Annotated in this window: 23 protein-coding genes and 1 pseudogene; 4 read left to right on the forward strand and 20 right to left on the reverse strand. The window is 45.1% G+C overall.

Features of this window, described 5'->3' with window-relative positions; all coding sequences use genetic code 11:
- The 3 genes from speB (at position 1) to P4S59_RS16090 (ending at position 5,013) form a co-directional block, all read left to right on the forward strand.
- Positions 1-921: an agmatinase gene (gene speB / locus P4S59_RS16080; protein WP_005393578.1), complete on the forward strand. Its 921-nt coding sequence runs from the start codon at positions 1-3 to the stop codon at positions 919-921.
- 410 nt (positions 922-1,331) lie between these two features.
- The gene (gene emrD / locus P4S59_RS16085; RefSeq protein ID WP_005393574.1) at positions 1,332-2,537 is read left to right on the forward strand and encodes a multidrug efflux MFS transporter EmrD; all 1,206 of its coding nucleotides are present in this window, start codon (positions 1,332-1,334) and stop codon (positions 2,535-2,537) included.
- A gap of 310 nt (positions 2,538-2,847) precedes the next feature.
- Positions 2,848-5,013, forward strand: a complete 2,166-nt coding sequence (locus P4S59_RS16090) for a S9 family peptidase (protein ID WP_337168676.1) — start codon at positions 2,848-2,850, stop codon at positions 5,011-5,013.
- A gap of 218 nt (positions 5,014-5,231) precedes the next feature.
- On the opposite strand, the gene P4S59_RS16095 is transcribed toward P4S59_RS16090, so the two are convergent.
- The 10 genes and pseudogenes from P4S59_RS16095 to P4S59_RS16140 all read right to left on the reverse strand — a co-directional run bounded on the left by P4S59_RS16095 (position 5,232) and on the right by P4S59_RS16140 (position 12,863).
- Positions 5,232-6,254 (reverse strand): porin, encoded by a 1,023-nt coding sequence (locus tag P4S59_RS16095; protein ID WP_256950178.1) that lies wholly within the window; start codon positions 6,252-6,254, stop codon positions 5,232-5,234.
- 215 nt (positions 6,255-6,469) lie between these two features.
- On the reverse strand, positions 6,470-7,339 hold the full coding sequence (locus tag P4S59_RS16100) for a metal ABC transporter solute-binding protein, Zn/Mn family (protein WP_104972217.1): 870 nt from the start codon (positions 7,337-7,339) through the stop codon (positions 6,470-6,472).
- 22 nt (positions 7,340-7,361) lie between these two features.
- Positions 7,362-8,237, reverse strand: coding sequence for a metal ABC transporter permease (locus P4S59_RS16105; protein WP_104972216.1), 876 nt, complete (start codon positions 8,235-8,237; stop codon positions 7,362-7,364).
- Positions 8,237-8,965 carry a metal ABC transporter ATP-binding protein gene (locus tag P4S59_RS16110; RefSeq protein ID WP_053807975.1) on the reverse strand — a complete coding sequence of 243 codons (729 nt, stop codon included), beginning with the start codon at positions 8,963-8,965 and terminating at the stop codon, positions 8,237-8,239. The genes P4S59_RS16105 and P4S59_RS16110 overlap by 1 nt, the downstream gene beginning before the upstream one ends.
- Entirely contained in the window at positions 8,965-9,891 is a 927-nt protein-coding gene (locus P4S59_RS16115; RefSeq protein ID WP_256950177.1) for a metal ABC transporter solute-binding protein, Zn/Mn family, read from the reverse strand. Before P4S59_RS16115 ends, P4S59_RS16110 begins: the two co-directional genes overlap by 1 nt.
- 22 nt (positions 9,892-9,913) lie before the next feature.
- Positions 9,914-10,468, reverse strand: a complete 555-nt coding sequence (locus P4S59_RS16120) for a DUF6162 family protein (protein WP_046873903.1) — start codon at positions 10,466-10,468, stop codon at positions 9,914-9,916.
- A pseudogene (locus P4S59_RS16125) lies at positions 10,465-10,784 on the reverse strand (hypothetical protein). The gene P4S59_RS16120 and the pseudogene P4S59_RS16125 overlap by 4 nt, the downstream one beginning before the upstream one ends.
- 42 nt (positions 10,785-10,826) lie before the next feature.
- Entirely contained in the window at positions 10,827-11,657 is an 831-nt protein-coding gene (locus P4S59_RS16130) for a DUF4198 domain-containing protein (RefSeq protein ID WP_256950176.1), read from the reverse strand.
- Between the two features lie 15 nt (positions 11,658-11,672).
- Positions 11,673-12,212, reverse strand: coding sequence for a DUF2271 domain-containing protein (locus P4S59_RS16135; RefSeq protein WP_006741224.1), 540 nt, complete (start codon positions 12,210-12,212; stop codon positions 11,673-11,675).
- 21 nt (positions 12,213-12,233) lie between these two features.
- A complete protein-coding gene (locus tag P4S59_RS16140; RefSeq protein WP_256950174.1) occupies positions 12,234-12,863 on the reverse strand; it encodes a PepSY-associated TM helix domain-containing protein in 630 nt (209 codons plus the stop codon).
- Positions 12,864-13,242: 379 nt separating this feature from the next.
- Between P4S59_RS16140 and P4S59_RS16145 the strand changes: the two genes are divergently transcribed.
- Positions 13,243-13,731: a hypothetical protein gene (locus P4S59_RS16145; RefSeq protein ID WP_139060114.1), complete on the forward strand. Its 489-nt coding sequence runs from the start codon at positions 13,243-13,245 to the stop codon at positions 13,729-13,731.
- Positions 13,732-13,798: 67 nt separating this feature from the next.
- On the opposite strand, the gene P4S59_RS16150 is transcribed toward P4S59_RS16145, so the two are convergent.
- The 10 genes from P4S59_RS16150 to P4S59_RS16195 form a co-directional block, all read right to left on the reverse strand.
- The gene (locus tag P4S59_RS16150; RefSeq protein WP_337168677.1) at positions 13,799-14,971 is read right to left on the reverse strand and encodes a tetratricopeptide repeat protein; all 1,173 of its coding nucleotides are present in this window, start codon (positions 14,969-14,971) and stop codon (positions 13,799-13,801) included.
- A complete protein-coding gene (locus tag P4S59_RS16155; RefSeq protein WP_006741220.1) occupies positions 14,968-15,588 on the reverse strand; it encodes an energy transducer TonB in 621 nt (206 codons plus the stop codon). The genes P4S59_RS16150 and P4S59_RS16155 overlap by 4 nt, the downstream gene beginning before the upstream one ends.
- Positions 15,588-15,992 (reverse strand): ExbD/TolR family protein, encoded by a 405-nt coding sequence (locus tag P4S59_RS16160; protein WP_005374257.1) that lies wholly within the window; start codon positions 15,990-15,992, stop codon positions 15,588-15,590. The genes P4S59_RS16155 and P4S59_RS16160 overlap by 1 nt, the downstream gene beginning before the upstream one ends.
- Positions 15,989-16,543 carry a MotA/TolQ/ExbB proton channel family protein gene (locus P4S59_RS16165; protein ID WP_006741219.1) on the reverse strand — a complete coding sequence of 185 codons (555 nt, stop codon included), beginning with the start codon at positions 16,541-16,543 and terminating at the stop codon, positions 15,989-15,991. Before P4S59_RS16165 ends, P4S59_RS16160 begins: the two co-directional genes overlap by 4 nt.
- Positions 16,543-17,910, reverse strand: a complete 1,368-nt coding sequence (locus P4S59_RS16170) for a MotA/TolQ/ExbB proton channel family protein (protein ID WP_048624654.1) — start codon at positions 17,908-17,910, stop codon at positions 16,543-16,545. Before P4S59_RS16170 ends, P4S59_RS16165 begins: the two co-directional genes overlap by 1 nt.
- Positions 17,911-18,678 carry a DUF3450 domain-containing protein gene (locus P4S59_RS16175; protein ID WP_256893946.1) on the reverse strand — a complete coding sequence of 256 codons (768 nt, stop codon included), beginning with the start codon at positions 18,676-18,678 and terminating at the stop codon, positions 17,911-17,913.
- A gap of 74 nt (positions 18,679-18,752) precedes the next feature.
- A complete protein-coding gene (locus P4S59_RS16180) occupies positions 18,753-20,852 on the reverse strand; it encodes a TonB-dependent siderophore receptor (RefSeq protein WP_139060112.1) in 2,100 nt (699 codons plus the stop codon).
- Positions 20,853-21,059: 207 nt separating this feature from the next.
- A complete protein-coding gene (locus P4S59_RS16185) occupies positions 21,060-22,433 on the reverse strand; it encodes a histidine kinase sensor domain-containing protein (RefSeq protein WP_337168678.1) in 1,374 nt (457 codons plus the stop codon).
- A complete protein-coding gene (locus P4S59_RS16190; RefSeq protein WP_046873911.1) occupies positions 22,433-23,098 on the reverse strand; it encodes a response regulator transcription factor in 666 nt (221 codons plus the stop codon). The genes P4S59_RS16185 and P4S59_RS16190 overlap by 1 nt, the downstream gene beginning before the upstream one ends.
- A 147-nt stretch (positions 23,099-23,245) precedes the next feature.
- Positions 23,246-24,199, reverse strand: coding sequence for a lactate/malate family dehydrogenase (locus P4S59_RS16195; protein ID WP_005393528.1), 954 nt, complete (start codon positions 24,197-24,199; stop codon positions 23,246-23,248).
- Positions 24,200-24,344 lie beyond the last annotated feature (145 nt).

A 24,344-nucleotide genomic window follows, 5' to 3' on the forward strand; every position in this document is an offset into this window, starting at 1 on the left:
ATGAATGATTTGTTTACTAAAACCGATTATTCGCTTTACTCCAACTCTATGTCGTTTTTACGTCTACCGTACATTCGTAATCCGGTATCGGCAGACGCAGACGTTGTGGTGCTAGGGGTTCCTCTGGACATGGCTACATCTGGTCGTCCAGGCGCACGCATGGGGCCAGATGCGATTCGCCGTGCCTCAGTCAACTTGGCATGGGAAGGTAAGAAGTTCCCGTGGGACTTCAACGTATTGGATAAGCTGAAAGTGATCGACGCGGGTGACCTCGTGTTCGATTGCGGTGATGCGGAAGATTTCACTTACCGTCTAGAGGCGGCAACCAGTGAAATTCTAAAAAGCGGTAAAACCATGTTGGGATTGGGCGGTGACCACTTCATCACACTGCCTATCCTGCGTGCCTACGCGAAGCATCATGGTCAAATGGCTCTGATTCACTTTGATGCTCATACGGATACCTACGCAAATGGCAGCTCATACGACCACGGTACGATGTTCTACCATGCGCCGAAAGAAGGTTTGATCTCTGCGAAGAACTCCGTACAAATCGGTATTCGTACTGAATACAAACAGCAGGATCACGGCTTTAATGTGATTAATGCGATGCAAGCGAATGACATGTCGGTGAACGAGATCTTAGAAGAGATTCGTCGCACCGTCGCAGACAAGCCAGTGTATGTTACTTTTGACATCGACTGCTTGGATCCAGCCTTCGCACCAGGAACAGGTACACCCGTTTGTGGTGGCTTGAACTCAGACAAAGCACTGAAGATCATTCGTGGCTTAGCCGGTATGAATATTGTGGGTATGGATGTTGTAGAAGTATCGCCTCCGTACGACCACAGTGATGTTACCGCATTAGCGGGAGCAACCATCGCGCTAGAAATGCTTTACGCATACGCATCTGGCCGCGAATAAACATAATCATTTCTAAGGGAGCTTCGGCTCCTTTTTGTTCATGGTGCCTTCTCCAGTCTTTTCTTCGTTCGAACCATGTCTTGCTCTGGCTAACCAAAACAATTCTTCTCCCCTCGATTTTAACCATAAAAACCAATGACCTATAAGTAGGTTTACATTCACAACAAATAAGAGATTTAACGTAATTCAACAAAGAAAAGCAGCCTATTTCCGAATGCAAATTAAGATTAGTTTTTCTAATGCATATTATAGATTTTTATCTTGCTCAACTTCACACTTTTCGATTGCTAATTGTACACGCAAAGACTAATATCTCGCGCAAATAGCCCCGTAACACCAAAAGTCTGTTGGCACTCTGCATTAGAGCGCTAAGGGTTTTTACGTCTTAAATTTTTTGGAGAGATACGCAAATGTCTGCTTCGTTTCCATTAGCGAAACTTACCTTTTTAATCGCAATATTGACTGCCGTGGGTCAAATGACCCAAACAATGTACGTGCCTTCAATCGGTCATATGGCGGGTGAGTTTTTGGTGTCTGCGTCATCACTTCAAGCTGTGATGGCTTGTTACCTGATTCCATATGGCTTATCGCAATTCGTGTACGGTACGTTATCGGACCGCTTAGGTCGCAAGCCAATCATCATAGCAGGCCTACTTATCTACATCGTAGGTACATTGGTGGCGCTCTTTGCACACCAATTTGAATGGTTCTTGATTGGTAGTTTCATCCAAGGTTTAGGTATTGGCTGCGGTGGTGCGATGTCACGTACTCTGACTCGCGACTGCTTTGAAGGTTCTGAGCTACACAGAGCAAATAGCTTAATCAGCATGTGTGTGATTTTCTCACCATTGTTGGCTCCCGTACTTGGCGGCTACTTAACCGAAGCGTTTGGCTGGCGCTCTAGCTACCTATTCTTAGCGCTGTTTGGCATTGCAGTGGTGATTACCATGATGACCAGCATGATGGAGACTCTACCAAAAGAGAAACGCAAGTTCGAACCAGTAGCCAAAAGCTACAAACACGTTTTGTCTGACCGCCGCTTCCAAGGCTTTTTGATCTGCCTAGTTGCGACGTTTGCTGGCGTAGGTGTGTTCGAGGCAGCAGCTGGGGTATTGCTAGGTGGTGTATTGGCATTACCAGCAACAACGGTAAGTTTACTGTTTATCTTACCGATCCCGGGTTACTTGGTGGGTGCCGGCTTATCTAGCTACATCGCGCAGCGTCGCTCTGAGCGTCGTGCTTTAAATGTGGGCTTGGTATCTATTTTTGTTGGCTCTGCTATTGTGCTCATCCCTGGCTTGTTTGGTTTAACCACGGCGTTAACGCTGGTTGGTGGCGCAACCGTGTACTTTTTGGGTGCGGGTATCCTATTCCCAGCCGCAACAACCGGAGCAATTGCGCCATTCCCATATCATGCAGGAACAGCTGGCGCGACATTGGGTGGCATGCAAAACTTGGGAGCAGGTATTGCGACCTTGCTTGCATCACTATTTCCAGCGCATAACCAGATGCCACTAGGTGTTTTGATGATGGCAATGTCGGTAATTGCAATGCTTGGGCTCATGTGGGTAAATCGAGCGCACAACCACTCAAACGAAGTGCCGCAAGTCATCTGATCATTATCGACTAACGTTCAAAATCCAAAAGGGACACACTAAACTAGTGTGTCCCTTTTTTCATATCACACTATATCGATTTACCGATGAGAATGATTTAACTTTCGAATTGATATTTGTTAAAAATGACAGCTACTTACACAATGTGTTTTCAGCTCCCTTCAAATTGAGTAGCCAACTCGGAAATATTGAGGATTCTCACTTTTTGGCATACCTCATAACAAAGAATGGACAACTGAAAACCACTAACGAAATGAAAGCCCAGCCCTCAGGATGAGGCCACTTGGGTGTATAATAAGGACAAAAACAGATGCGTTTCACTTTAACTACGTTGGCCGTCTCGGTCGCGCTTGTCGCCGGATGCAGCAATCAAGGAACTCCCAGCATGACTCAATACTCCCAATCACAGATCGTTGCTCAACAAACTCAAGCTCCGGTTGCGAAAAAAGTCCCTCACGCGATGACTATTCATGGTGATACTCGCGTTGATAACTACTACTGGATGCGTGACGACGAACGTAAAGATCCGGAAATTTTGCAGCACCTAGAGCAAGAAAATCAGTATGCGGAAACCGTTCTCAAGCACACTGAAGCTCTTCAAAATGAACTATTTGAAGAAATTAAAGGTCGCATAGCAAAAGACGACAACTCCGTTCCTGTGCGTAAAGGCAACTACTTCTACTCAAGTGAAGTGACCGGAGATAACGAATACGAAGTTCACCTTCGAGCTAAAGACTTTGCAGGCAAAGACAAGCAAGTCATTTTAGATGTCAATGAACTTGCAAAAGAACATGAGTTCTTCAGTATTGGCGGCTTGTACGTTAGTCCGAATGAAAACTTACTAGCGTATGGCGAAGATACATTAAGCCGCCGCGTTTACACTCTTAAGATCAAAGATCTGAAAACAGGCAATTACCTACAAGATGAAATCGAAGGCGCCTCAAGCGCGATTGCATGGCAGAACGATAACAACGCCTTTTACTACATCAAAAAAGATCCACAGACCTTGCTGGGCTACCAAGTGTATCGTCATGTTTTAGGCACGCCACAAAGCAGTGATGAGTTGATTTTTGAAGAAACCGACAGCGCCTATTACACCTCACTAAGCAAAAGCAAAGATGGCGAAGATATTTATATCTGGCATTCCAGTACAGAAACCAGCGGCGTCTCCATCATCGATGCGAACAACCCTAAAGCAAAGGCGAAGCCTTTTTATCCTCGTGAAAATGGCATTGAATACAGCATTTCTAAGCTAGGCGATTGGTATTACATTTATACCAACTATCAAGCCGTGAACTTCCGTTTGATGAAAGTTAAGCAAGAAGAGATGCACGATCGCTCTAAGTGGCAAGACGTGATTGCCGCAGACGACAACACTCAACTTGTCGACTTCGAGTTATTCGATGATCACATCGTCTATGAGCAGCGCTCTAACGGCCTAGCAAGCGTCACTGTACGTCAGCTTTCAACAGGAAAAGAATTCCCCCTCACATTTAATGACGATGCGTTTGCTGCCTATTTGACAGGTAACCTAGAGCTGGATAACGAGAAAGTTCGTATTTATTACAGCAGTTTAACCACTCCAGGAACCTACTACGATTTCGATCTAAAAACGGGCGGGTCAGAAATCATGAAGCAAACACCTGTACTTGGTGATTTTAATCCTGACAATTACCAATCAGAACGCATCATGGTCACAGCCCGTGACGGTAAAGAAGTACCCGTTTCTTTGGTGTATCGTAAAGACTTATTTAAGAAAGATGGTACGAATCCACTCTACCAATATGGTTATGGGTCTTATGGCGCAACCATTGAGCCAACTTTCCGCTCGACACGTTTGAGTCTATTGGATCGCGGCTTTGTTTACGCCATTGCTCATATTCGTGGATCTGAAATGCTTGGCCGCCCTTGGTATGAAGACGGTAAAAAACTAACCAAGCAAAACACATTCAACGACTTTATTGATGTGACTAAAGGTTTGGTTGAACAAGGCTACGGCGCGAAAGATAAAGTCTTCGCTGTTGGTGGCTCTGCAGGAGGTCTCTTAATGGGGGCTATCATCAACCAAGCACCAGAACTGTACCGCGGTATCGGTGCACATGTTCCGTTTGTGGACGTGGTAACCACCATGCTCGATGAATCGATTCCATTGACCACCAATGAGTATGATGAATGGGGTAACCCAAATAACAAAACATACTATGACTATATGTTGAGTTACTCGCCTTACGACAACATCAAGGCGCAAAACTACCCGAACATGTTGGTAACGACTGGCTTGCACGACTCTCAAGTACAGTACTTTGAACCAATGAAGTGGGTCGCCAAACTTCGTGAAATGAAGACAGACGATAACGTCTTGTTGTTCAAAACCGATATGGAAGCCGGACACGGCGGCGCATCTGGTCGATTTAAGCGCTTAAAAGAAGATGCGCTAGAGTATGCCTTCTTCCTCGATTTACTCGATAAAAAATAAGCGTATTAATAGAACTGCATCTCTTCTAACAACAAAAATGCCCGCAAGTTGCGGGCATTTTTTATAGACGCACTCTCTAAACAAAGAGTGGGGTTACCTAAGCACAGAATGACTAGCGTCTCTTATAGCCAAAGGATAGCAGAAAGAAAAACGCCTACTCACAACGAGTAGGCGTTAACACAATAAATGTGTTTAGGCAGTAGAAACTGGCCTATTTATTAGAAGTAGTAACGAGCACCTAGAGTCCAGTAGTCGTTCTCTTCATTGTTGTAGTCGTTACCTAGATCAAACTGGTAAGCTGCAAACGTTACGAAAGCAGGAGTTACAGCGTACTCTGCTTGTAGCGCAGTTTCGCTTGAAACTGTCTTATTGTCTTCTTCGTCTTCTACGCCTTCGTAGTTAACGCTGAATGTCCAATCGTTTACGCCGTATGCCAAAAGAGCTTCAAGTTGAGAAGTGTCTTTACGCATTTGGTAGAAGTACTCGTTCATACCGTATACTACTGCTGCGTATAGACCTGAACCGTACTGACCGTAGTTTACAGAGAATAAGTGTGATTCAGCTGTCTTAGTACCTAGAGTCGCGTTTTTAACATCACCGCCGCTGTATACGTAGCCAAGACCGAAGCCCGCAACAGAACCGCTTAGTGCGATTTGACCACGATCTTCAAATACTGTTTCAGGCTTAATTTGATCTGTTACTTTGTATTCGCTAGTTTGCTTACCCTGCCAACCTAGACCAAGGTTGAAAGCAAAACCTTCACCAAATTCAAAACCTTTACGGTAGCTAAGCATTTTATCAGCACGAGCTGAACCTAGGCTACCGTGGTTGCTGTACAAGAAATCGTTCGCAAACGCGATTGGTAGATCCGCAACGCCAGCTACATCGTAGTACGGTGACCATTGAGTACCCGCAACAAGGCGACCGTACTGCTCATGAGTTGCACCGATGTAACCTAGACGCGTAGAAAATGACTGATCACCACCGTCAAGGTAGTTAAGTGCCCATTCGCCTTTAGCGTCGATAGTGATACCATTGCCAATGTCTTTCTTGCCCGCAACATTGATACGTGGAGACACTTGGTGAACTTTTACTTCTTCTTCGAAATACTCACCCACGCCAACTGAAACGTGACCGCCGATCGATAAAGATGTACCATCGCTGTTATAAACTTCTGCTGCGAAGGCCTGTGAACCACATGCTAGTGCCGCCACTGCAACGGCTAGAGTTTTCATTTTCATTGTTAACATCCGTATAGTTGTTTGTACCGGTTCGCTTAGAGACAGATTAAATCCGAATCAATCGCAACGAACACATAACAAAGTAGTAATGAAATAGAAATGAAACAAACACTTTCTTATGCAACCAGTGGTATTAATGCTCACGTTTTGAGCTAAGTCACAAAAAAATAGGGAACTTTTCATTCCCCATCATAAAATCTGTGGCTTTTTACGTGTCACATCTCCCAACGTGCGAGTGGCTTCTCAGTTTTGATACCCTTACTGCCCCAGCGGTCAATAACATCAATTTGCAGTATACGACTCGGTTTAATAAGCGATGTCAAGGTTTTCGACGGTCGTTTATCCGTCACTAACCATAGCGTTTTATCTTGTTCAAACTGAGCTTTTAAAGATAATTTGTCTTCTTCTGTCCACTCGAGTTCTGGCTTAAATTCGCGCCCAACCACAAACAATTGGTTGCCAGAGGCAAAGTCCTCTAGTGACTCACTCATCAGTACCACTGAATCGATGCCTTTATCGAAGATCTCTGCCTGTTGTTGGTTGAGCAGTTCACGCACATTGAGCATAAAAGCCTGTTGATTCGTTTGAATCGCCTTTTGGTGCTCAGGATATACACGTTGTAGATCCTCTCCAACAATGCCCGCCATTCGGATTAAGTTTGTAGGGTTCAGCCACGCGTACTTCGATGTTGACCCGTTTTCCAATGTCAGTACTGCAACTCCTTGAGCTCTAGGAGAAATGGCCTGCGATGCATCGATTTCAATCAAGTGAATGTTGCCCTGTCGAGCGTAAACATAAGTCGGGTCTTGTTTCCAAATCGCACCAAGAGTAATAGCAACCGTCGCGGCTTGACCCGCTTGCTTAACTTGCTCTGTACCTTTATTTGCGAACCAGTTCTCAAGACGCTCAACGCCGTAACGCTTTGGAGGCAGATACTGAGTCTCTATCCCTGTACCTTTCATGAGTTGCTCAGACAACATGTACGTGACGGGAGTGCTGGTTAAAATGTCTTTGGCGCTTGCCAACGATGGAAGTGTCGTCGCTATAACCAAACCAAAAGTTATCGCTAATTTTTTTATCTTCATGTTCATTACTTTATAAAAAGGGTTACGCTTTTTGGATAATTCGGTAAACCGTTGCTGTTAGGAAAAAGGCCGCAGAAACAATGATGATGGATGCGCCTGATGGCACTGGTAGCTCAAGCTCCATCGGCAGTATGGTTCCGACTAAACACGCAATGGTTGCCAATAAAGAAGAAAGGAGAACGAAAGTGCCCATGCGTTTAGTCAATAACCTAGCCGTTGCACCAGGAATCAGTAGCAATGCACCAACCAATACCGCGCCAATAATCTTTACCGCGGCGATAGTGACCAAGGTGATCATCATGACAAATAAGTAATCATAAAAGCTGGTATTAAAGCCGCGTACACGTGCAATATCCGGGCTGATACAAGTCAGCAAAATGCGGTTAAACGTTGGAATAAGAAGCAGTAATATGATCAAACAACTGATCGCTAAAATAAGGATATCGTTGTCCGTCACAGTCAAGATCGAGCCAAACAACACGTTCTCCAACATGTGAATGTTGATCTTACGAGCAACGTACATTAACAGCGCAGCACCAACCGCTAACGCTAGCGCAAGAAAAACCCCAACCAGTGTGTCGTAAGGTACATTCGTACGATTACGAACAAAGTGAAGCAACAGCGCAAAAATCATACAAAAGCTAAACAATCCGATGATCGGATTCTCTGGCGGCTCACCGAGCAACACACCAATCGCGATTCCGGTAAGCGCAGCGTGCCCAACCGCTTCAGAGAAAAAAGCCAGTCGCTTGGCGATGACTAATGTCCCAAGACCACCAAGTAATGGTCCTAATATCAACGCAGCCACAATTGCGTTCACCATGAAGGCATAAGAAAAGCTATCGCTTAACCATCCAGCTTCAACGCCGCTAACCGCTAACTCTCGTAACCAATCCATTATGCAGCCTCCACTTTTGCTGTGTAGTGCTTAAATAATGTTTCTATACGATCAGGGCTTAGCACATCTGAATGGTGACCTGACGCCACAATTTGACGATTTACGACATGGACCTGAGCATCTAAACGGCGCACTGCGGTCACGTCATGGTGTACTGCCAGTACCGTTTTGCCTTCTCCAACGACTTCATGAATCAAACCTTCAAGATACCGAACACCTTGCTCGTCCATACCAGTTGTAGGTTCATCTAAAACCAATAAATTGGGCTCATCCAGTAAAGCTTGCGCAAACAAAACACGCTGTTGCTCACCGCCAGAGAGTTGCCCCATACGACGATCGCAACGCGTTGCCATGCCCACGCGATCCAGCTGGGCCAGGGCATGTTGAGTTTGTTTAGTTTTACGTCGCCAAAATAGAGGGATACGGGTTTGATTAAGCAGCACAAAATCCATCACGGTTAACGGGAGGCTTGCCTCGAACATCGCCTTTTGTGGTACATATCCTATCTTACCCGATGCAGCTGATTGCTCTGGCCAATTGAGTGCAATGTTTCCTGAAAATGGTGTTAGCCCAAGTATCGAACGAAGCAAAGAGGTTTTCCCACCACCATTCGGCCCCATGATAACGTGGCATTTAGCGCTCTCGAATTCAGCGCTGATGTTCTGCAAAATAATATTGTCGGCGTATTTTAGGCCCACGTTACTTAAGGAAACGGAAGGTCCAGTCATTACGCCTTTTCCCCTGCTCGCTTGCTCGCAACAAACTTCATTGCCTCAATGAGCGTTTCCACGTTATCTCGCATCTCAAGTTCGACTTTATCAGCCTCATACTCACCGTGAGTCATGTGAGAAAAGCGATAAAGCTGCACCCCAGTCGCCTCTTCGATGGTATCAACAAAACGGTTCGGCATGTTGAGCTCATAAAACAGCACATCAATGCCCGATTCACGAATTTTCTCAATCGTTTCCTGCAACTGACTGGCACTTGGTTCAACGCCATGAGCAGGCTCAATGACAGCTGCGACGTCAACACCAAACTCCTGAAGGATATAGCCGTAAGCATTATGGGTTGTCGCCACCTTCATACCAGCTGTGTCCAACTCACCAAGAGACAACATTGCATCACGCTTCATCAGGCGGAAAGTTTTCGCATATTTACGAGCATTTTGGCGATAAAAAGTAGCGTTGTCTGGGTCCAGTTTACTTAGCTCACTCGCGATGGTGTAAACCTTTTGAATAGTGGTCGATAGACCAACAAAGGTGTGAGGGTTCACTGCTCCTTGACCAACAGACTGCCCCATAGCGGGCAATAAAGGCACTTCTTTGTTCGCTTCGATAACCACGAGATCATCACGCTGAGAGGCTTTGATCACTTTCAGTGCAAAATCGTCATGACCAATACCATTGATCACTATCGCATCCATTTTATTCAAACGCTTAAGATCATTGGGTTGCGGTAAATAGTTATGAGGGTTAAAACCAGCATCGACCAGAGGAATGATGTTCGCCTTGTCATCAACAACAGCTTTGACATAGCTGTAATAAGGTTGAAGCGTAATACCAATACTGAGTTTATCGGCAGCAAAGCCAGTAGAAGACACCGTCAATAACACGGTGGCTGTAAGAATACGACGTAAAAGAGAGCGTTTGATCATAGTAGTTATCAATTATGTTGTCTTAATGGGCGTGAGAATGGGAAGAAGAGGAATCTGACAGAACGATTTGTTGCCAGCCATGCTGGCGGCGTTTTGCTAGATCGCTTAGTACCTCCGCATTTAACGATCGGCTAGAATCACTAAACCAAATATCAGCTTGAGAGCCACGGCTATCCAGAAGCATAGAGGCAGAACCTTGGGCATTTTTCTTCATGCCAATGTAGACTCCGTCATCGATTCGTTTCCACTGATGAGACCCTTTGCGCTTCCAATTTTGGTCTTTTACGAAAGGAGCAATCCAAAGCGCCTCCATGTCAGAGACCTCAGGCCAAGTTCCAGTTTCTAGCTGCAAATCACGAATCTCTTCATGAGCAAGCTTAAGTTCAGCGATCAAACCCAACTCGTTTTGATGTAAGTCCGTGATTAAAACTTGATGAGCCTGTATGTCTGGCTTTTCAGTCGCGACCTGATGGTAGGGCATAAGTATGGCTGCAGAACCGAGAATCGCTGCGATAGTCAGTGCGACCCACTTTCCTTCTCGGTTACCATCATCGGGACGAACTTTCTGTACACTCATTTCTCTTTCAGCTCAACGATATCCACTTCCACCGGGCTTTCATGTCCGGCATCAAATACCAAATAGAAATCTGTTTCAGGGTGAGTAAATTCTGCTATGGAACGCTTATCTGTTTTCTCTTTGGCGATCAGATTGTCGTCGTAATCGTACATTTCGACATCGTAGTCGACCGCTGTCGATCCATCCGAGTAGCCCGCTTCACAAATCACTTTATCTTGCGCCAAGTGACAACTCATCAGAGGGAAGTGTGCAGCAGCGTGAAAAGAAGCAAATCCAGAAAAAGCAAAGCAGCTTTGAGAAGAGAAGTGTTATTCATGATGATTCCAAAATGGCCCAGCGATTGCTGAGCCTAATTCGATTAGTTAAGTTGAGTTTCAAACGTAAGGTGAACATTGGCACTCGCTTTATCCGCCAATGGATTATCTTTTAATTCACCTTTGTAGTTCGCTTTCATTAAGTAGCGCCCTGCGACCTCTGGCGTGAAGATCACTTTGCCATCTTCATCACTCACCACATCGATTTGTTCTTGATGGTTTCGGTACATGGTGCCTTCACGTGTGATCTCCGCTGTGACGCCCTCTTGTGGCTCACCATTGAAGAAAAACTGGAAAGTGACTGGTTCACCTTCAATGATATCCGATGGATGCGTGACCGGCTTCATCTCCAGCATTTTGCCTTCAATCTCCAACGCTTTGTCCGTTGGCATACCAACCGTAATGTAGCTTTCTGCTCGGGTGTAGCTCAGTTGTGTAACCACATCACGCGCCTGTTTTGGAAGTACATCATGACGCTCAGCTTTGTTTGCTCGCGCCCATTTCACCGTATCACGACGACCCGCTTTGTATTGGGTGTAGTAGCTCGGCTGATTATTGATCGCGACTTTGTGCGTGCCTTCTTCCGTAAAAAAGAAATCAAACATAGAACGACGTTTGCCACGAACAACAAAGTTAGGACGCTCAGAACGGCCATCCGGCATCACCACGAACGCTTGGTCACTACCCGCAGGCTTATCAAAAACAAACGTCCCGTGAGAAGCAGTAACATCAAATGTCAGCCAGTCACCGCCTTCTTTTGAAACCGTAAAGTGAGAAGGCAGAACCCAACGTGGATGCGCTTGTGCGGTGGTTGTTGCAGCCAATCCCATTGCCATTACACTCGCCAATGCCACTGCTTTGATTTTGGTTTTCATTGTTGTGTCCTTTAATCACTTAACTTGATAATTGACGGTGATGACACCCGTCTCTTGAGTTGGTTTAAGCTCATAGCGCACTTCACTGTCCGCTAGCGTTATTTTTTGACGTAAGTAGTTACGCCCACCGTGTTCACGAACGACTTCGACGTACAATGTGTAATTTCCCTGCTCCAAACGCTTTCCTGCATCATTGGTTCCGTCCCAGACAAAACGGTACTGTCCAGCAGGGCGCGTTGCAGACGTCACCGCATCAACAAGTTCACGATCATAACGACCCGCTTTTCTCCACCAGCTGCGCAGGTCTTTTAGCCATTCGTCTTTTCCTACCCATAGCTGAATGGTTTTAACCGGTTTACGCTGGTCGTTTTCAACCCAAACCGCCACATAAGGGCGTGCGTACATTGAAGTGTCTATCTTTGGAAGTTCGAATTCGAAATCGATCTTCGCGTTATCTGGTAGAGGAGCCGCAGAAAGAGAGAAAGGAGCAAAAGCCGCGATCAAAGCGGCTTTACAAAAGTGATTACGGCGGAAAAATCTTCCTGTGTTCAACATAAGTGTTCTCTAAAAAAGCTGTTATGGAACAGCAAAAAAATAAATCACGAGCGACAGTAACGTACCAAAGCTCATCCATTGCATTGACGTTCTAAGCGTCTTCTTCTTAGGCAGTAATAAGCACACACCTGTTAGAACAAAAAACACCATCAAAAGCGCAGTGACGTCGATAAACCACTTCCAAATCCCACCACTGTTGCGTCCTTTATGTAGATCGTTCAGCAGCGCAACAATACCGTAGTGCGTCGTTTCAACCTCTGCCGCACCGGTGGTCATATCAATAAAGACCGTAGCGTTATAACCTGGGCCTTTAAAATCCATAGACAGCTCTCCGAGTAACAACTCACCTTGCTCAACTTCGGTATACACATCTAGTGCGGAGGGAGTGCCGCGAAGCTCGGTTTCTTTAGTCAAGAAAGCCACCAGCCCTTCACGATTAGGTTGAAAGGTATCTGAATGTGAGAATAGAACTGAGTGTGGAACCGTAAGAGTATGTTGTTGAATGATAGGTTCACTGCGTTCAAATAATTCGGGGCGATTGAGGGTAATTCCAGTTATTGCAAAAAACAGCGTAACTAAGAGAAGAGCCATCGAAATATAGATATGTAGGCGGCGAGCCCAAGTTTGAACACCTTTGCTTTTAAGCAACATAGAAACAATCATCACCAATAAATGTGGGGCATAATTTAGGTGATAATCATTCGTATTGGCATTTAATTTACATTGTTTACCTTTTCAATTCAGCTTGGCTGGCGCATGTTGTAACTATTTGAGCCAATGTGAGTTAACGATTGCTTACCCTCTAGATAATAACCCTATCAATTTTAATGACTCAAAATTTAATGATATTTCCAATACTAAAAAGTGGGATAGACTCCACCAAAATGCGCCTTTATGTATATTTAATGAAAAACTTAAAAGCTATCGATAAGCTAGATTAAAAAGGTAAGCTAAGAAGTTAGTGTTGGGTTAGATAGAGAAGATTTTCTGATGCTAGCCAAACGTTATGGTGCAGTTCAGAAGGAAAAATATGAACAAGAATGTTGTAATAATTCTCTTATCACTTTTCTCAAGTGTCACTTTCGCAAGTGAAAAGTTTGAAGCCAGTTTGTTTAACAACGTAAGCCAATCTATCGATAATTATGGTGCGAAAATAAAGCAGTGCGAATCTATGGCAGACCAGAATGCACCTGACAAACAAACCCTAGAGTATTCAAAGAAACATATAGAAGCATTAACTCCTGTTCTGCCGTTTTTAAGCGAGAAAGCTTTTGAGGCTTGTGTATTAAAAGAGAAGCAAGAGCTAGCATATTATCTATTAATAGCAAAAAATAACGCTTCAAGAACCTCAACATTAAAGCTTGTAGAATCGACTGAAAGCCTAACTTTTCATATCGAACCTACATCGAGAGAAAAGTTTGAAACACTGAGCAAGGTACATCAAGAATATATAGAGAAAAGCCCTTTTTTCTCCCGACCATTTGATGCATTAGCTTTTTATGAAAAGCTCATACAATAAATAGCCTTTATGACTTTAGACAAAAAAATACCCGAGACTGAGCTCGGGTATTTAATAAAAATGTTCGCTATGAGTTTTGCGTCGATTCTACTTTGCGTAGCTGTGATAGATACTTAACCCAACTTTTTGCCTGATTCGACGGTTTAATCTCATTCGCTCTTTTGGCATTAGCGAGTGCATCGTCAAACCGCTTAAGTTTGTAATAAGCGCGAGTTTTGATAAGTGCGACATCCGCTTTACGACCGCTGACCTTATCGAGCGCGGCAAGGGCATCTTTATAGTGGCCTTCTTGCACCAATAATTGAGAATAGTTCCAGTAATACTGTCGGTCTAACTGAGCAGCAACACGCCAACTATCGATAGACTCTTCCCACTCTTTTGCCATTTGCCAATACGTCGCTTGCTGAGCTTTCAGTTTACTATTCGAGTTTACATCCTCTAGCTCGTTCATCACTAACGCAGCTCTCTCAGGAATACCTCGTTTCACGTACAATTGTGACAGCAGCTTTAAGTCATCTTGGCTAAGTTGTAACCCTTTCAGTTTTGCCAACGCCAAAGAGTCCAGAGCACGTTTGTTGTCATCAACACGCAGGTAAAGAGCAACAAGCTGACGCCACCATTCAATTCGCTCAGGTTCAATCGCGATCAAGCGTTTGATGGTCGAGATTGCCGGCTTCCACTTTTTCAGTTCTAGCTCAGCAGAAAGCTTTATCGACAATGCGCCAAGCTTGTCTGGCTGATCAAACTTCTCATAACGAGCCATTGCTGAAAGCACTTTCTGCCACTGACTCAGTTGATAATGAGATTGGGAAATACGCAGCCATAGCTCATGCGCTTTTTGACCTTTAGGAATGTTTTTGCTCAAGGCATAGTAATGAGGTAACGCCTTAGAAAAGCGTTGCTCGTTCAGCAGTATATCTGCCAACATTTTTCGGGTTTGCCATGCTTGCTCATCTTGTAGCAAACCACTATTGACTGCCAACTCAAGTTGCTTAATTGCTGCTTGAGTTTGCTCATTCTGCCAGTAAAAAATACCCAACATTCGAGCGACATAAGCTTGGTCATATCCACGAGAAAGCTCCATAGCTTCAAGAGATGAAATCGCTTCTTTTAGTTTCTCCTCTTGAGCCAAGTTGTGTGCTCGTTGAACTCTCGCGGCAGTGTATTGGCTTAACTCACTGGCAATGGTTGAAAGTGCACTCAGGCTTAATACCGTACCGATTAGGAATTTTTTCATCATTTGGCTAACTTGAACTCCACTTTAGCGGTTTGTCCATACTGCTCAATTGACACACCATCCTCAACTTTTGGCTGATACTTCCATTTTTTAAGCGCACGGATTGCTTCCCTTTCGAACATACGCTGTGGCTCAGCCTCGATCACTTCAATATCTTTTGGTCGTCCTGTTGCATCGATCGTGAAACGCATAATGACATAGCCTTCAACTCTACGTTTCAGCGCCTTACTTGGATAACGAGGATCAACACGATACAACGGCAGTGCTTGTTGGTTGCCCATTGTTCCCTTCAAGTTTGGCGCGCTGATCGCGATACCTTCAAGAGCAGTGTTCAAACCTAAAGCACTGACTGGCGTCATCTGGCTCATTGGCTCCATTTGAGTGTCAGCTTGAGACAGATCCATTGGCTCCGGCGCTTGGGGTGGTTCTGGTTGCTCCGGCACTGAACGTTGACGACGCTGCACGTCTGCTTCATTCTCTACCATCACCATATCAAAACGAACCGCTTCCGAAGCTTCTGGCGCTCGCTGGTTGCCTTTATCAACCATCCACGCCATAAAGCTAAACAGGCTCACAGAAATTAACAATGATGCTGGTAGTGCAAGTAACAGCCTGCCCATTAAGGTTTCTCCGCCGCCAATGCGATGTTTTTCACGCCCGCCGCTTTTGCAGCGTCCATCACTTTCACGACAGTGCCATTATAAGCATGCTCGTCAGCTTGGATAACTAACGAAGCATCAGGCTGATCAAGTAACAAGTGCTCAATAGAGGCCTCAACACGCTCAATATCAACCACTCGTTTGTCGATGTACACGTCATTTGCTGCCGTTACTGCGATAAAAATGCCCGCATCTTTTTGGCTTACCACATTAGAAGCCTGAGGGCGGTTCACTTCTACACCGGATTCACGTACAAACGAACTGGTCACAATGAAGAAGATCAACATGATGAAGACGATATCAAGCATCGACGTTAAATCGACTTGAGCTTCATCTTGTTGGTTAGGTCTGCGTCCGAGTCTCACTTTTGACTCCTTAAAGATTGTTCTAACTGGATAGCTTTTCGTTCACACACTTTGCTAAGGCGAGCATGAATAAACATGCCCGCCAGCGCTGCTACCATACCCGCCATGGTTGGCAGCGTAGCAAGTGAGATACCAGAAGCCATCAATTTCGGATTGCTGCTGCCTTGCGATGCCATTACGTCAAACACCGTAATCATGCCCGTCACCGTCCCTAACAACCCTAACATTGGGCAAACCGCCACAAGTAGTTTAATAGTCGATAGGTTTTGGCGCAGTTCGATTTGCGCTTTTGCAATCCATCCTTCACGGATTTGATGCGCGTACCAAGAGTGGTGCTCTGATCTTGCTTGCCACTGCTCACAAAGCTGTTTCTTTACCCCAGGGAAAACCGTTGTGAGATAAATAACTCGCTCCATAACCAACAGCCAGCACACCGCCACGACGGCAGCCAGCCACCATAGGATTTGACCACCTTGCTGCATAAAGCTCATCAAGGTTGTGGCCCAATCCTCACTGATCAAACCCAATGTGTTGAGTAGGATCTGCTCCATTACGCTGCGTTCTCCGCTAAGGTGTTAGAGTGACTTTTGTTGCTCGGCATATCTCGCTCAGCTTGTTCTGCAACTAAACCGATACCTTGCTTTTCTAAGATACTGCGAATATTTTCTGCTTGAGAGCTCAATACGTTGTGCGCCAATAACAATGGCATGGCTGAAACAAGGCCAAGTACAGTAGTTACAAGCGCCATCGAAATACCACCCGCCATTACTTTCGGATCACCATTACCAAATTGAGTGATGACTTGGAAGGTTTCGATCATACCCGTTACGGTGCCCAGTAGACCAAGCATAGGGGCCAGCGCAGCAAGAAGCTTCAGCATCGATAACCCTTTTTCTAGGTGGGTTTGCTCATCAACAACGGCTTCCAAAAGACGTAGCTCTAACGCTTCTACGCTGCGATGCTTGTCTTTCTGATACACCGCAAGCACACGACCCAAAGGGTTGTCTCCTGGCTGTGCTGGAGTTTTCAGTTGCTTCATGATTTTCTGGCGCGAAATCATCAGAGATGCACCACGTACGAGAGCAATCAATAGGCCGATAGCTAATAAACCAAGGATGATTTTACCGACAACGCCGCCTGCATTTAGGCGATCAGCCAAAGTCGGTGAGTTTGCGAGCTGCTCAAGAAGAATGCCGCGTGACGGGTCAATGACAAGCGCATCAATGTCACCAGAGGAAATAGTATTCGCTGTTGGACCGCTTTCAGGCTGACGAAGATAGTTTACCGCATCTCCGCGTTGACCATTCCACTTAACGTAGCCAGTGTCATCCAGCAGCGCCATAGAACCAAGACGAACACCATTAACCGTTTGTTCACGACCTTCGCCATTTAGCAGTGTGAAAGAGACGTTTGCCATCTCACCACTTGCTTTGATTTGTTCTTCCATGCTGCGCCACATCGCCTGAAGTTGGGTCAACGTTGGCAGTGATTTAGCTGCAACAATTGCATCGATATCTTTCTGATATGAGTTTGCATCAACACCCGTTACTGAGCTCTTGAGCTCTGACTCTAGCTCTTTTGCGTTCTGGCGAACGACGCCAAATAGCTCACCTAAGCTCCCGGTTTCTAGACGTAGCTTTTCTTCTAGCTGCGCCAGTTCCGCTTCGTTTTCACCGAAAGTAACACTTAATGAGTCCGCTTCTTCTTGAAGAGCCGCTCGCTCTGCGGCCAATTTATTCTTTATAGCCTGTAGCTCTTGCTCTGTTTTCTTAAAACCTGATTCGCGCGCGACATTGTGCGATTGCTGTTGACGATTTTCTTGCTGCGCCTTTTGTAACAACGCATCACTAGCAAAAGTTGTATGAGGCATTAATGCGGCTGTCGAGATTAATGCAACCGATAACCATTTTTTCATCATTTATTTGCCCTCCGCAGCGGTTAACGACACTGGCAGAGTTAACATACTCGGCGCGATCTGTTTATTCGCCATAGCGAACGCTTTATCTAGCTCTGATTTTTGCTCAGAACCCACTTGTTGCCATGCTTGTTGTTGCTGTGACCAGCTCCAGAATGTCTCACCAGATAAGCTACGTGCTACCAAAGACAAACGCCCTAAATAGAGAATGTCCGCCTCCAAAGCTTCATTGTCACCCAGGTTAATCTTGCCTTGGTAAACGCCAAGCTTGGTGCCGTAATCCATTTCAATTTGGTACGCTTCTAAAATACGACGAAACTTCTCTGCATCCGCAACGTCTGCACGCGTCATCATGGAATCCAGCTTTGCTATTCGCTCCTCACGTTGCGCTTTGCGTATAGGCTTGTCGTTAGCGACGAGCACTTTTAAGCCCTCAAGCATGTGATACATCAAAGGCACGACACCTTGACGAGTTTGAGCAATCTGCTCAATTTGCTCGTTCAAGCTATCAACTTCTTGATTTTGGCTCTCAACAAGGCTTGCAAGATGATCGCGATAAATCTTCAAGTTACCGACTTCCTCTTGCAGCTGCTCAATTTCAGCTTCTAGAGTAAGTGATTTTTCTGCGCTTGCATCAATACGTTTTTGGCTTACCGCCGACGACTGGTTTGTTTTACTCTGCACAGCTTGTGCATCGTTTAAGTTCGCCGCGTGAGCGGGAATCAAAACCGATGATATCAACAGAGCGATACTTGATTTCATTAGATTCATACGAGTTATATTTCTGTGTTCCAAAAACGACCAAAGGGGAAGACTACCCTTCCCCTTTAATAATCAAATTGTTATCAGTACTTGAACTGGATTGTTGCCATGTAGTTGCGGTCTTCTCCAACCACAACCCCACTCGCACCTTTTTGCTCGCTATTCGTGCTACCACCACCTGCGAAGTAGTCGGTATCGAATAAGTTCTCTACATTGAATCGAGCAATGATATCCAAGTTTTCATCGTACTTATGTTTGTATGACACGCCCATATCAACGCGAGCGTAGCCATCTTTCTTGAAGGTGTTCTTTGCATCACCGTAGCGATCACCTTCATAAATCAAACCAAGGTTTAGGTTCGTATTGTCTTGAACCTTGTAGCTAGACCATAGACTTGCCGAGAACTCTGGCACATCTACAGGGCGGTTACCCTCGAATTTTTTATCCGCTTTCGTCAACTCTGCATCCAAATACATTGCAGAAGCGGTTAGCGACAACTCAGGGGTCACAAAACCTTGGGCCATTAGCTCAGCACCTTTGTGTACTTGCTCACCACCTTGAGTTTTCTTATGTAGAACCTTATTACTAGCATCTTTACCACTTTCAACATCTAGCGACATGTTCTCTAATGTGATATCAAACACAGCACCTGATACAAATAAGCGCTGATCAAACAGTTCCCACTTCGTACCGATTTCATAAGAAATTCCGCGCTCTGCATCTAGCTTCTCGCCATCGTTCACGTAAGTTTTGCCACGACCACTGCTGACTTCACCTTGCGGCATAAAGCTTTCAGAGTACTGAACGTAAACCGAGCCATTCGTCGCGGGGTGGAAAATTACACCAAATTTTGGAGAAACCTGGTTTTCAGTCAGGTCATCATCACGCTTTTCGTCATAACGAACACCTGCAAGCACTTGCCAGTAATCATTAATCGTCATCATGTTTTGCGCGTAGATACCCCAAGTGTCGTGCTCGCTTGTGGACTGTTTAACTTTCCCAGAGTAGCCAGGACGAGGCACTGACTGACCGGCTTCTATACTTATAGGGTTGTAATACTTTTGGAAACGGTCATAGGTATACTCTAGATAGTTCGCGCCTACCAAAAACGTGTTATCTGTACCAAACAGAGAAAAGTCCGTCGTCACATCTATATATGCAGTATCAAACACCCAATTATCTTTGCGTTCGTTACCAGAATGGTCGATCTTAGTATCTTGGTCATAAGTATCGAAACCAGGGTAAGACTCTACATCAAAACGCTTAAAGTCTTGACGGTTGTAACCCGCTTTTACGTTTACATTGTCAGTCACTTGAGCATTAATATCGATGCCATAGTTTTCTACATCGTTATCAATTTCAGACCACTGCGCATCCCAGATATACTTATCACCGCGAACCGCTTTGCCATCAATAATGTATGCACCAGAATCCACGCTACCATCGTCTTTCGTGCGATCGTAATGCGCTGACACCATAAAGTTGTCGGTGATGTCGTACTCAACCACTAGGCCCGCAACCGTACGATCCGTTTCTGGCTCGGTACCATCGCCGTAGCTGCGCCAAGAGCCGTAGCTTTCTTTGGCAAAAATTGCGCGCGCGCGCAGTGTCTCTGCATCATTTAGCGCGCCACTCACATCAAGCACCGTGCGTGAGTGATCATTCGAACCTAGATCTTGACTCAAACTAGCTTGTGTTTGAGTTGTTGGTTTTTTCGAAACCATGTTTACCAAGCCACCCGGCTCAGATTTACCGTATAGCAAGCCTGATGGACCTTTAAGCACTTCAACACGCTCTAAAAGCTCAATTGGCTGACGGTAGTGTGACCAGTGTTGACGGCCATCACGAAGAAAACCGTCTGAACTGCTAAGTTCAAAACCACGTAGAGAGAAACGTTCGCGGTTACGGCTTGTACCACCCGCGCTAACACTTGCATCGTTACGTAGCACTTCACCAAGTGTACTTGCACGCTGCTCATCAATTACCGTTTCATCGATAACCGCTACTTGTCCTGGCGTTTCCAGCTGCGTCATTTCCATGCGCATTGCTGTACTGTTTGTATCCGCCTTGTAGCCGAACTCTCGACCTTCTACAACTACATGTTCGTCTGTTTGAACGTCCGCCACTGCAGGTGTTGCTAACACCGCACCGATCACTAGCGCCAAATGGCTCTTAGTAAACATATCCTTTCACTCCGATTATTATTTTTCGGGTCACATGCTTGTTGAATGCGATTCCCTCTTAATTATTTCGCGGGTGAATATAAGTGATAAGTATTACCATTTGCATTAAATTTACATTCTTTGCATTTGCAAACTTTTGTAAAGTACTCTCTGATGATGAGCCACAATAACGTGATAGATATCACAGTTAATAAGACTTAACCATACTTACTGCTTGAACACCAAAGTAACACTCAGACCTCCTTGTTCACGATTTTTCGCCGTAACGGATCCACCCATAATGCGCATGGACTCTTTGACAATCGCGAGACCTAAACCATAGCCGCCAAGCTTCTTATCTCTTGATGCATCTAAGCGAGTAAACGGGTCAAAAATATCGACCAACTTGTTCTCTGGAATACCTGGCCCATTGTCGGATACAGACATGGAAATCAATTGCTGCCCATCTTTGACATGATTAGCCAGAGAAACTTCTATCTGAGATGCTTGCCCTGAATACTTGACGGCATTTCCAACAAGGTTATTCAAACAACGAATGATGAGCGTTTCTTCGCAAAAAGCTTTGGCGCATATTGCTTCTGAACGGAATGACAATGTTTGTTCTGGTTTTAAATCGATTTTGCACCGCTCTACTTGCGGTGCGAGCAACACCTCTAAATCACGGCGTTTCGCACCTTTGTCGAAACGCGCATTTTCCAAGCGACTGAACTCCAAGATATCGCTTATCAAATGGTTTAGCTCTTTAGCTTCGTCTTCTAGCCTGGTCACCAAGCTTTGCTCGTTCTCCCCAACTCGCTTCCGCAAAAGGTGTAGAACTAAATTCTGTCTTGCTAACGGCGTTCGGAGCTCGTGGGAGACATCTCTTATAAGCAATCGCTGCTTTTCGGCAAGAGAATGAATTTGCTGTGTCATGTGGTCGAAGTCTTGCGCCAGCTCGTTAAACTCGCGCGTATTCGATTTTAACTCTTTCACCACACTGACATTAAAGTCGCCGTTAGATAGCTTTTTGCTTGCTTCTCTTAAGCGATCAAGCGGCTGTTGTAAGTTGCGTGCCATTAGCAATGAGAACAACGCCAAAATAACTACCGCAATCACCACTTTGAGAATAGAGAAATATAAAATGAAGTCATGTGCGGGATGCAGTCGATGTGGCAGTTGAATCACCAAGCTATTATCTTTAACCAAAGGGACATTGATAATCGGGCGATTTACCTTTCCCTCAAGTTGATCATCAATACTTCTTTTAAATTGAAGTTTGAACTCGAAGTGTGGATGCATTAAACGGTGAGTGACGGGTTGCTGGTGCTCATTCAGCACAAACAGATAAAAGTTTTGCGCGTTCGCCCAGTCAGCAAGTTCATCCATGTCTCCGTGCTCAATCAGCACATTGGCTTGATGTGCAAGATCGAGCATTTCTTCTCGCACACTGTCCGGCACTTTTAGCATGGCTTTCACGAGAGCTTGCTCCGCCATTGCTTGTACGACCAAAATACTTATCACAATTGCAGTCATATAACTAAACAACTTAAACGCTAAGCTGTCTTTACGTTTCGCGATAAAAGGTGGGCACGTGAGCTTCATTAATTGTTTACAGCCTCTAGGTAGCTGTAACCTTTGCCACGGAAGGTTTTGATATGTTGCTTAGAGAGCCCTGCTTCTACTAGCTTGCGACGTATATTACTGATGTGCATATCAAGATTGCGGTCAAAAGGGCTTAGCTCTTTCTTTAATACTTCGGTTTGGAGTTCCGCTTTTGAAATCACCACACCTTGGTTTTTGACTAGATAGCTCAGTAACTCGGCTTCCGTGCTTGTGAGTGGTAAGCTATTGAGCTGATCACTGATCGTTTGAACGGTACTGCACATCGCCTGACGTTGGCGCTCTAAACCAACACGACGAAGAATCGCTTTGATGCGCATCAGAAGCTCAGCAACATTAAAAGGCTTTCCTATGTACTGATCGGCTCCCGCTTGGTAGCCATCAAGCATCGAGTTTTCATCATTAAGAGCAGTAAGCATTAGAATAGGTGTCGCGAAGCGTTGACAGATTCTACGGGCAACTTGCATGCCGTTAAGGTTTGGTAACATGACATCAAGCAGTACAAGATCTACCGGCGTTTTTTCCATATATTGCAAAGCACTTTCACCGCAATGTACAGAAGAGACAATATAGCCCTCCTCTTGCAAAACTGCTTCTAATAGCTCACACAAAGGAACGTCATCATCCACTATCAAAACTCGAGACATTACCACTCACCATTCAAATAAAAATGGTTCGCATTCTATTACTCATTTACAAATTAAACAACTACACACCCTAGGGCTTTAGTACAAATAGCTCTATAGCAGTAGACCGGAGTGCTAAGCTAACTATCACCTGATAATGAGGGTAGATCAGGGCTTTAGCTTCGTCTCCTTAGCGACATTTTCGACGATGTGTTTTAAGTGGGCGCTGATCGTTTTTAATGTGACAAGCTCCTCTTCAGTGAAGGGATGCATCAGAACTGAATTTGCTCCGTTTTTTCCAATAACCGTAGGTAGGCTGAGAACAACATCATGCAAACCATATTGCCCCGACATCATCGTACCGACGGGCAACACCGATCGTTCGTTAATCGTCACGGCTTGAATGATTCGAAAGACACTGGCGGCAATGCCATGAACGGTGTTCTGCTTACGCCGAAAGATTTCGTATCCCGCCTGTTTCACCGCCTCAAGAAGTGCGTGCGGATCAATTCTCTCAATGTTATGGGTATCGCAGTAATAGTCGGCCGGTTGCCCAGCGATAGAAATTAAGCTCTTAGGAGTAAAGCAATGGCTACCATGCTCTCCTAATACATAACCAAACACGTTCTTCGGGTCTAGGTCTACACGGCCAGCAACAATACTCATTAAACGAGCGGTATCAACTACACAGCCACTGCTAATAACTTTACTCGGCTCAAAACCGGTGTTGGTGACAATAAAGTGCGCCACGATATCGCATGGGTTTGACACAACAATCAACACCGCATTTGGCGCTACACGTTCTATTTGACGCGCAATATCAACTCCAATTTGAGCATTAACCTCAGCAATATCCAAACGAGTTTGTCCTTGTTTAATCTGCGTACCAGCGGTGATAACAACAAGAGAGGCTTCGAGTAAATCTAAGTAATCATCCGACGGCATAATGCGTGTGTTTTTTGAAAAAGTCAGTGCCATCGTGTGACGAAAATCAAACACTTCACCCTCGGCACGTTCTAAATTTTTATCAAGTAGAACAAGCTCACTAAAACCACCCAGAGTGAGTAAGTAATTACATACTCCCACACCAACAGCTCCTGCACCAATAACACCGATCTTCATATTTCTCTCTCCCGATAACCATGATGCACTCGCAACTACCTTGCTCTTTAAAAATGAGCGGCAGGAGAATAAAAGTCCAACTTTGGTTCATGATTCGACAGGAGTTCTTCCAACGACCTACCTTGACGAATGGGCGATTTGGCTT

The organism is Vibrio sp. M60_M70 (genome assembly GCF_037162085.1).
Lineage (GTDB): Bacteria > Pseudomonadota > Gammaproteobacteria > Enterobacterales > Vibrionaceae > Vibrio > Vibrio diabolicus.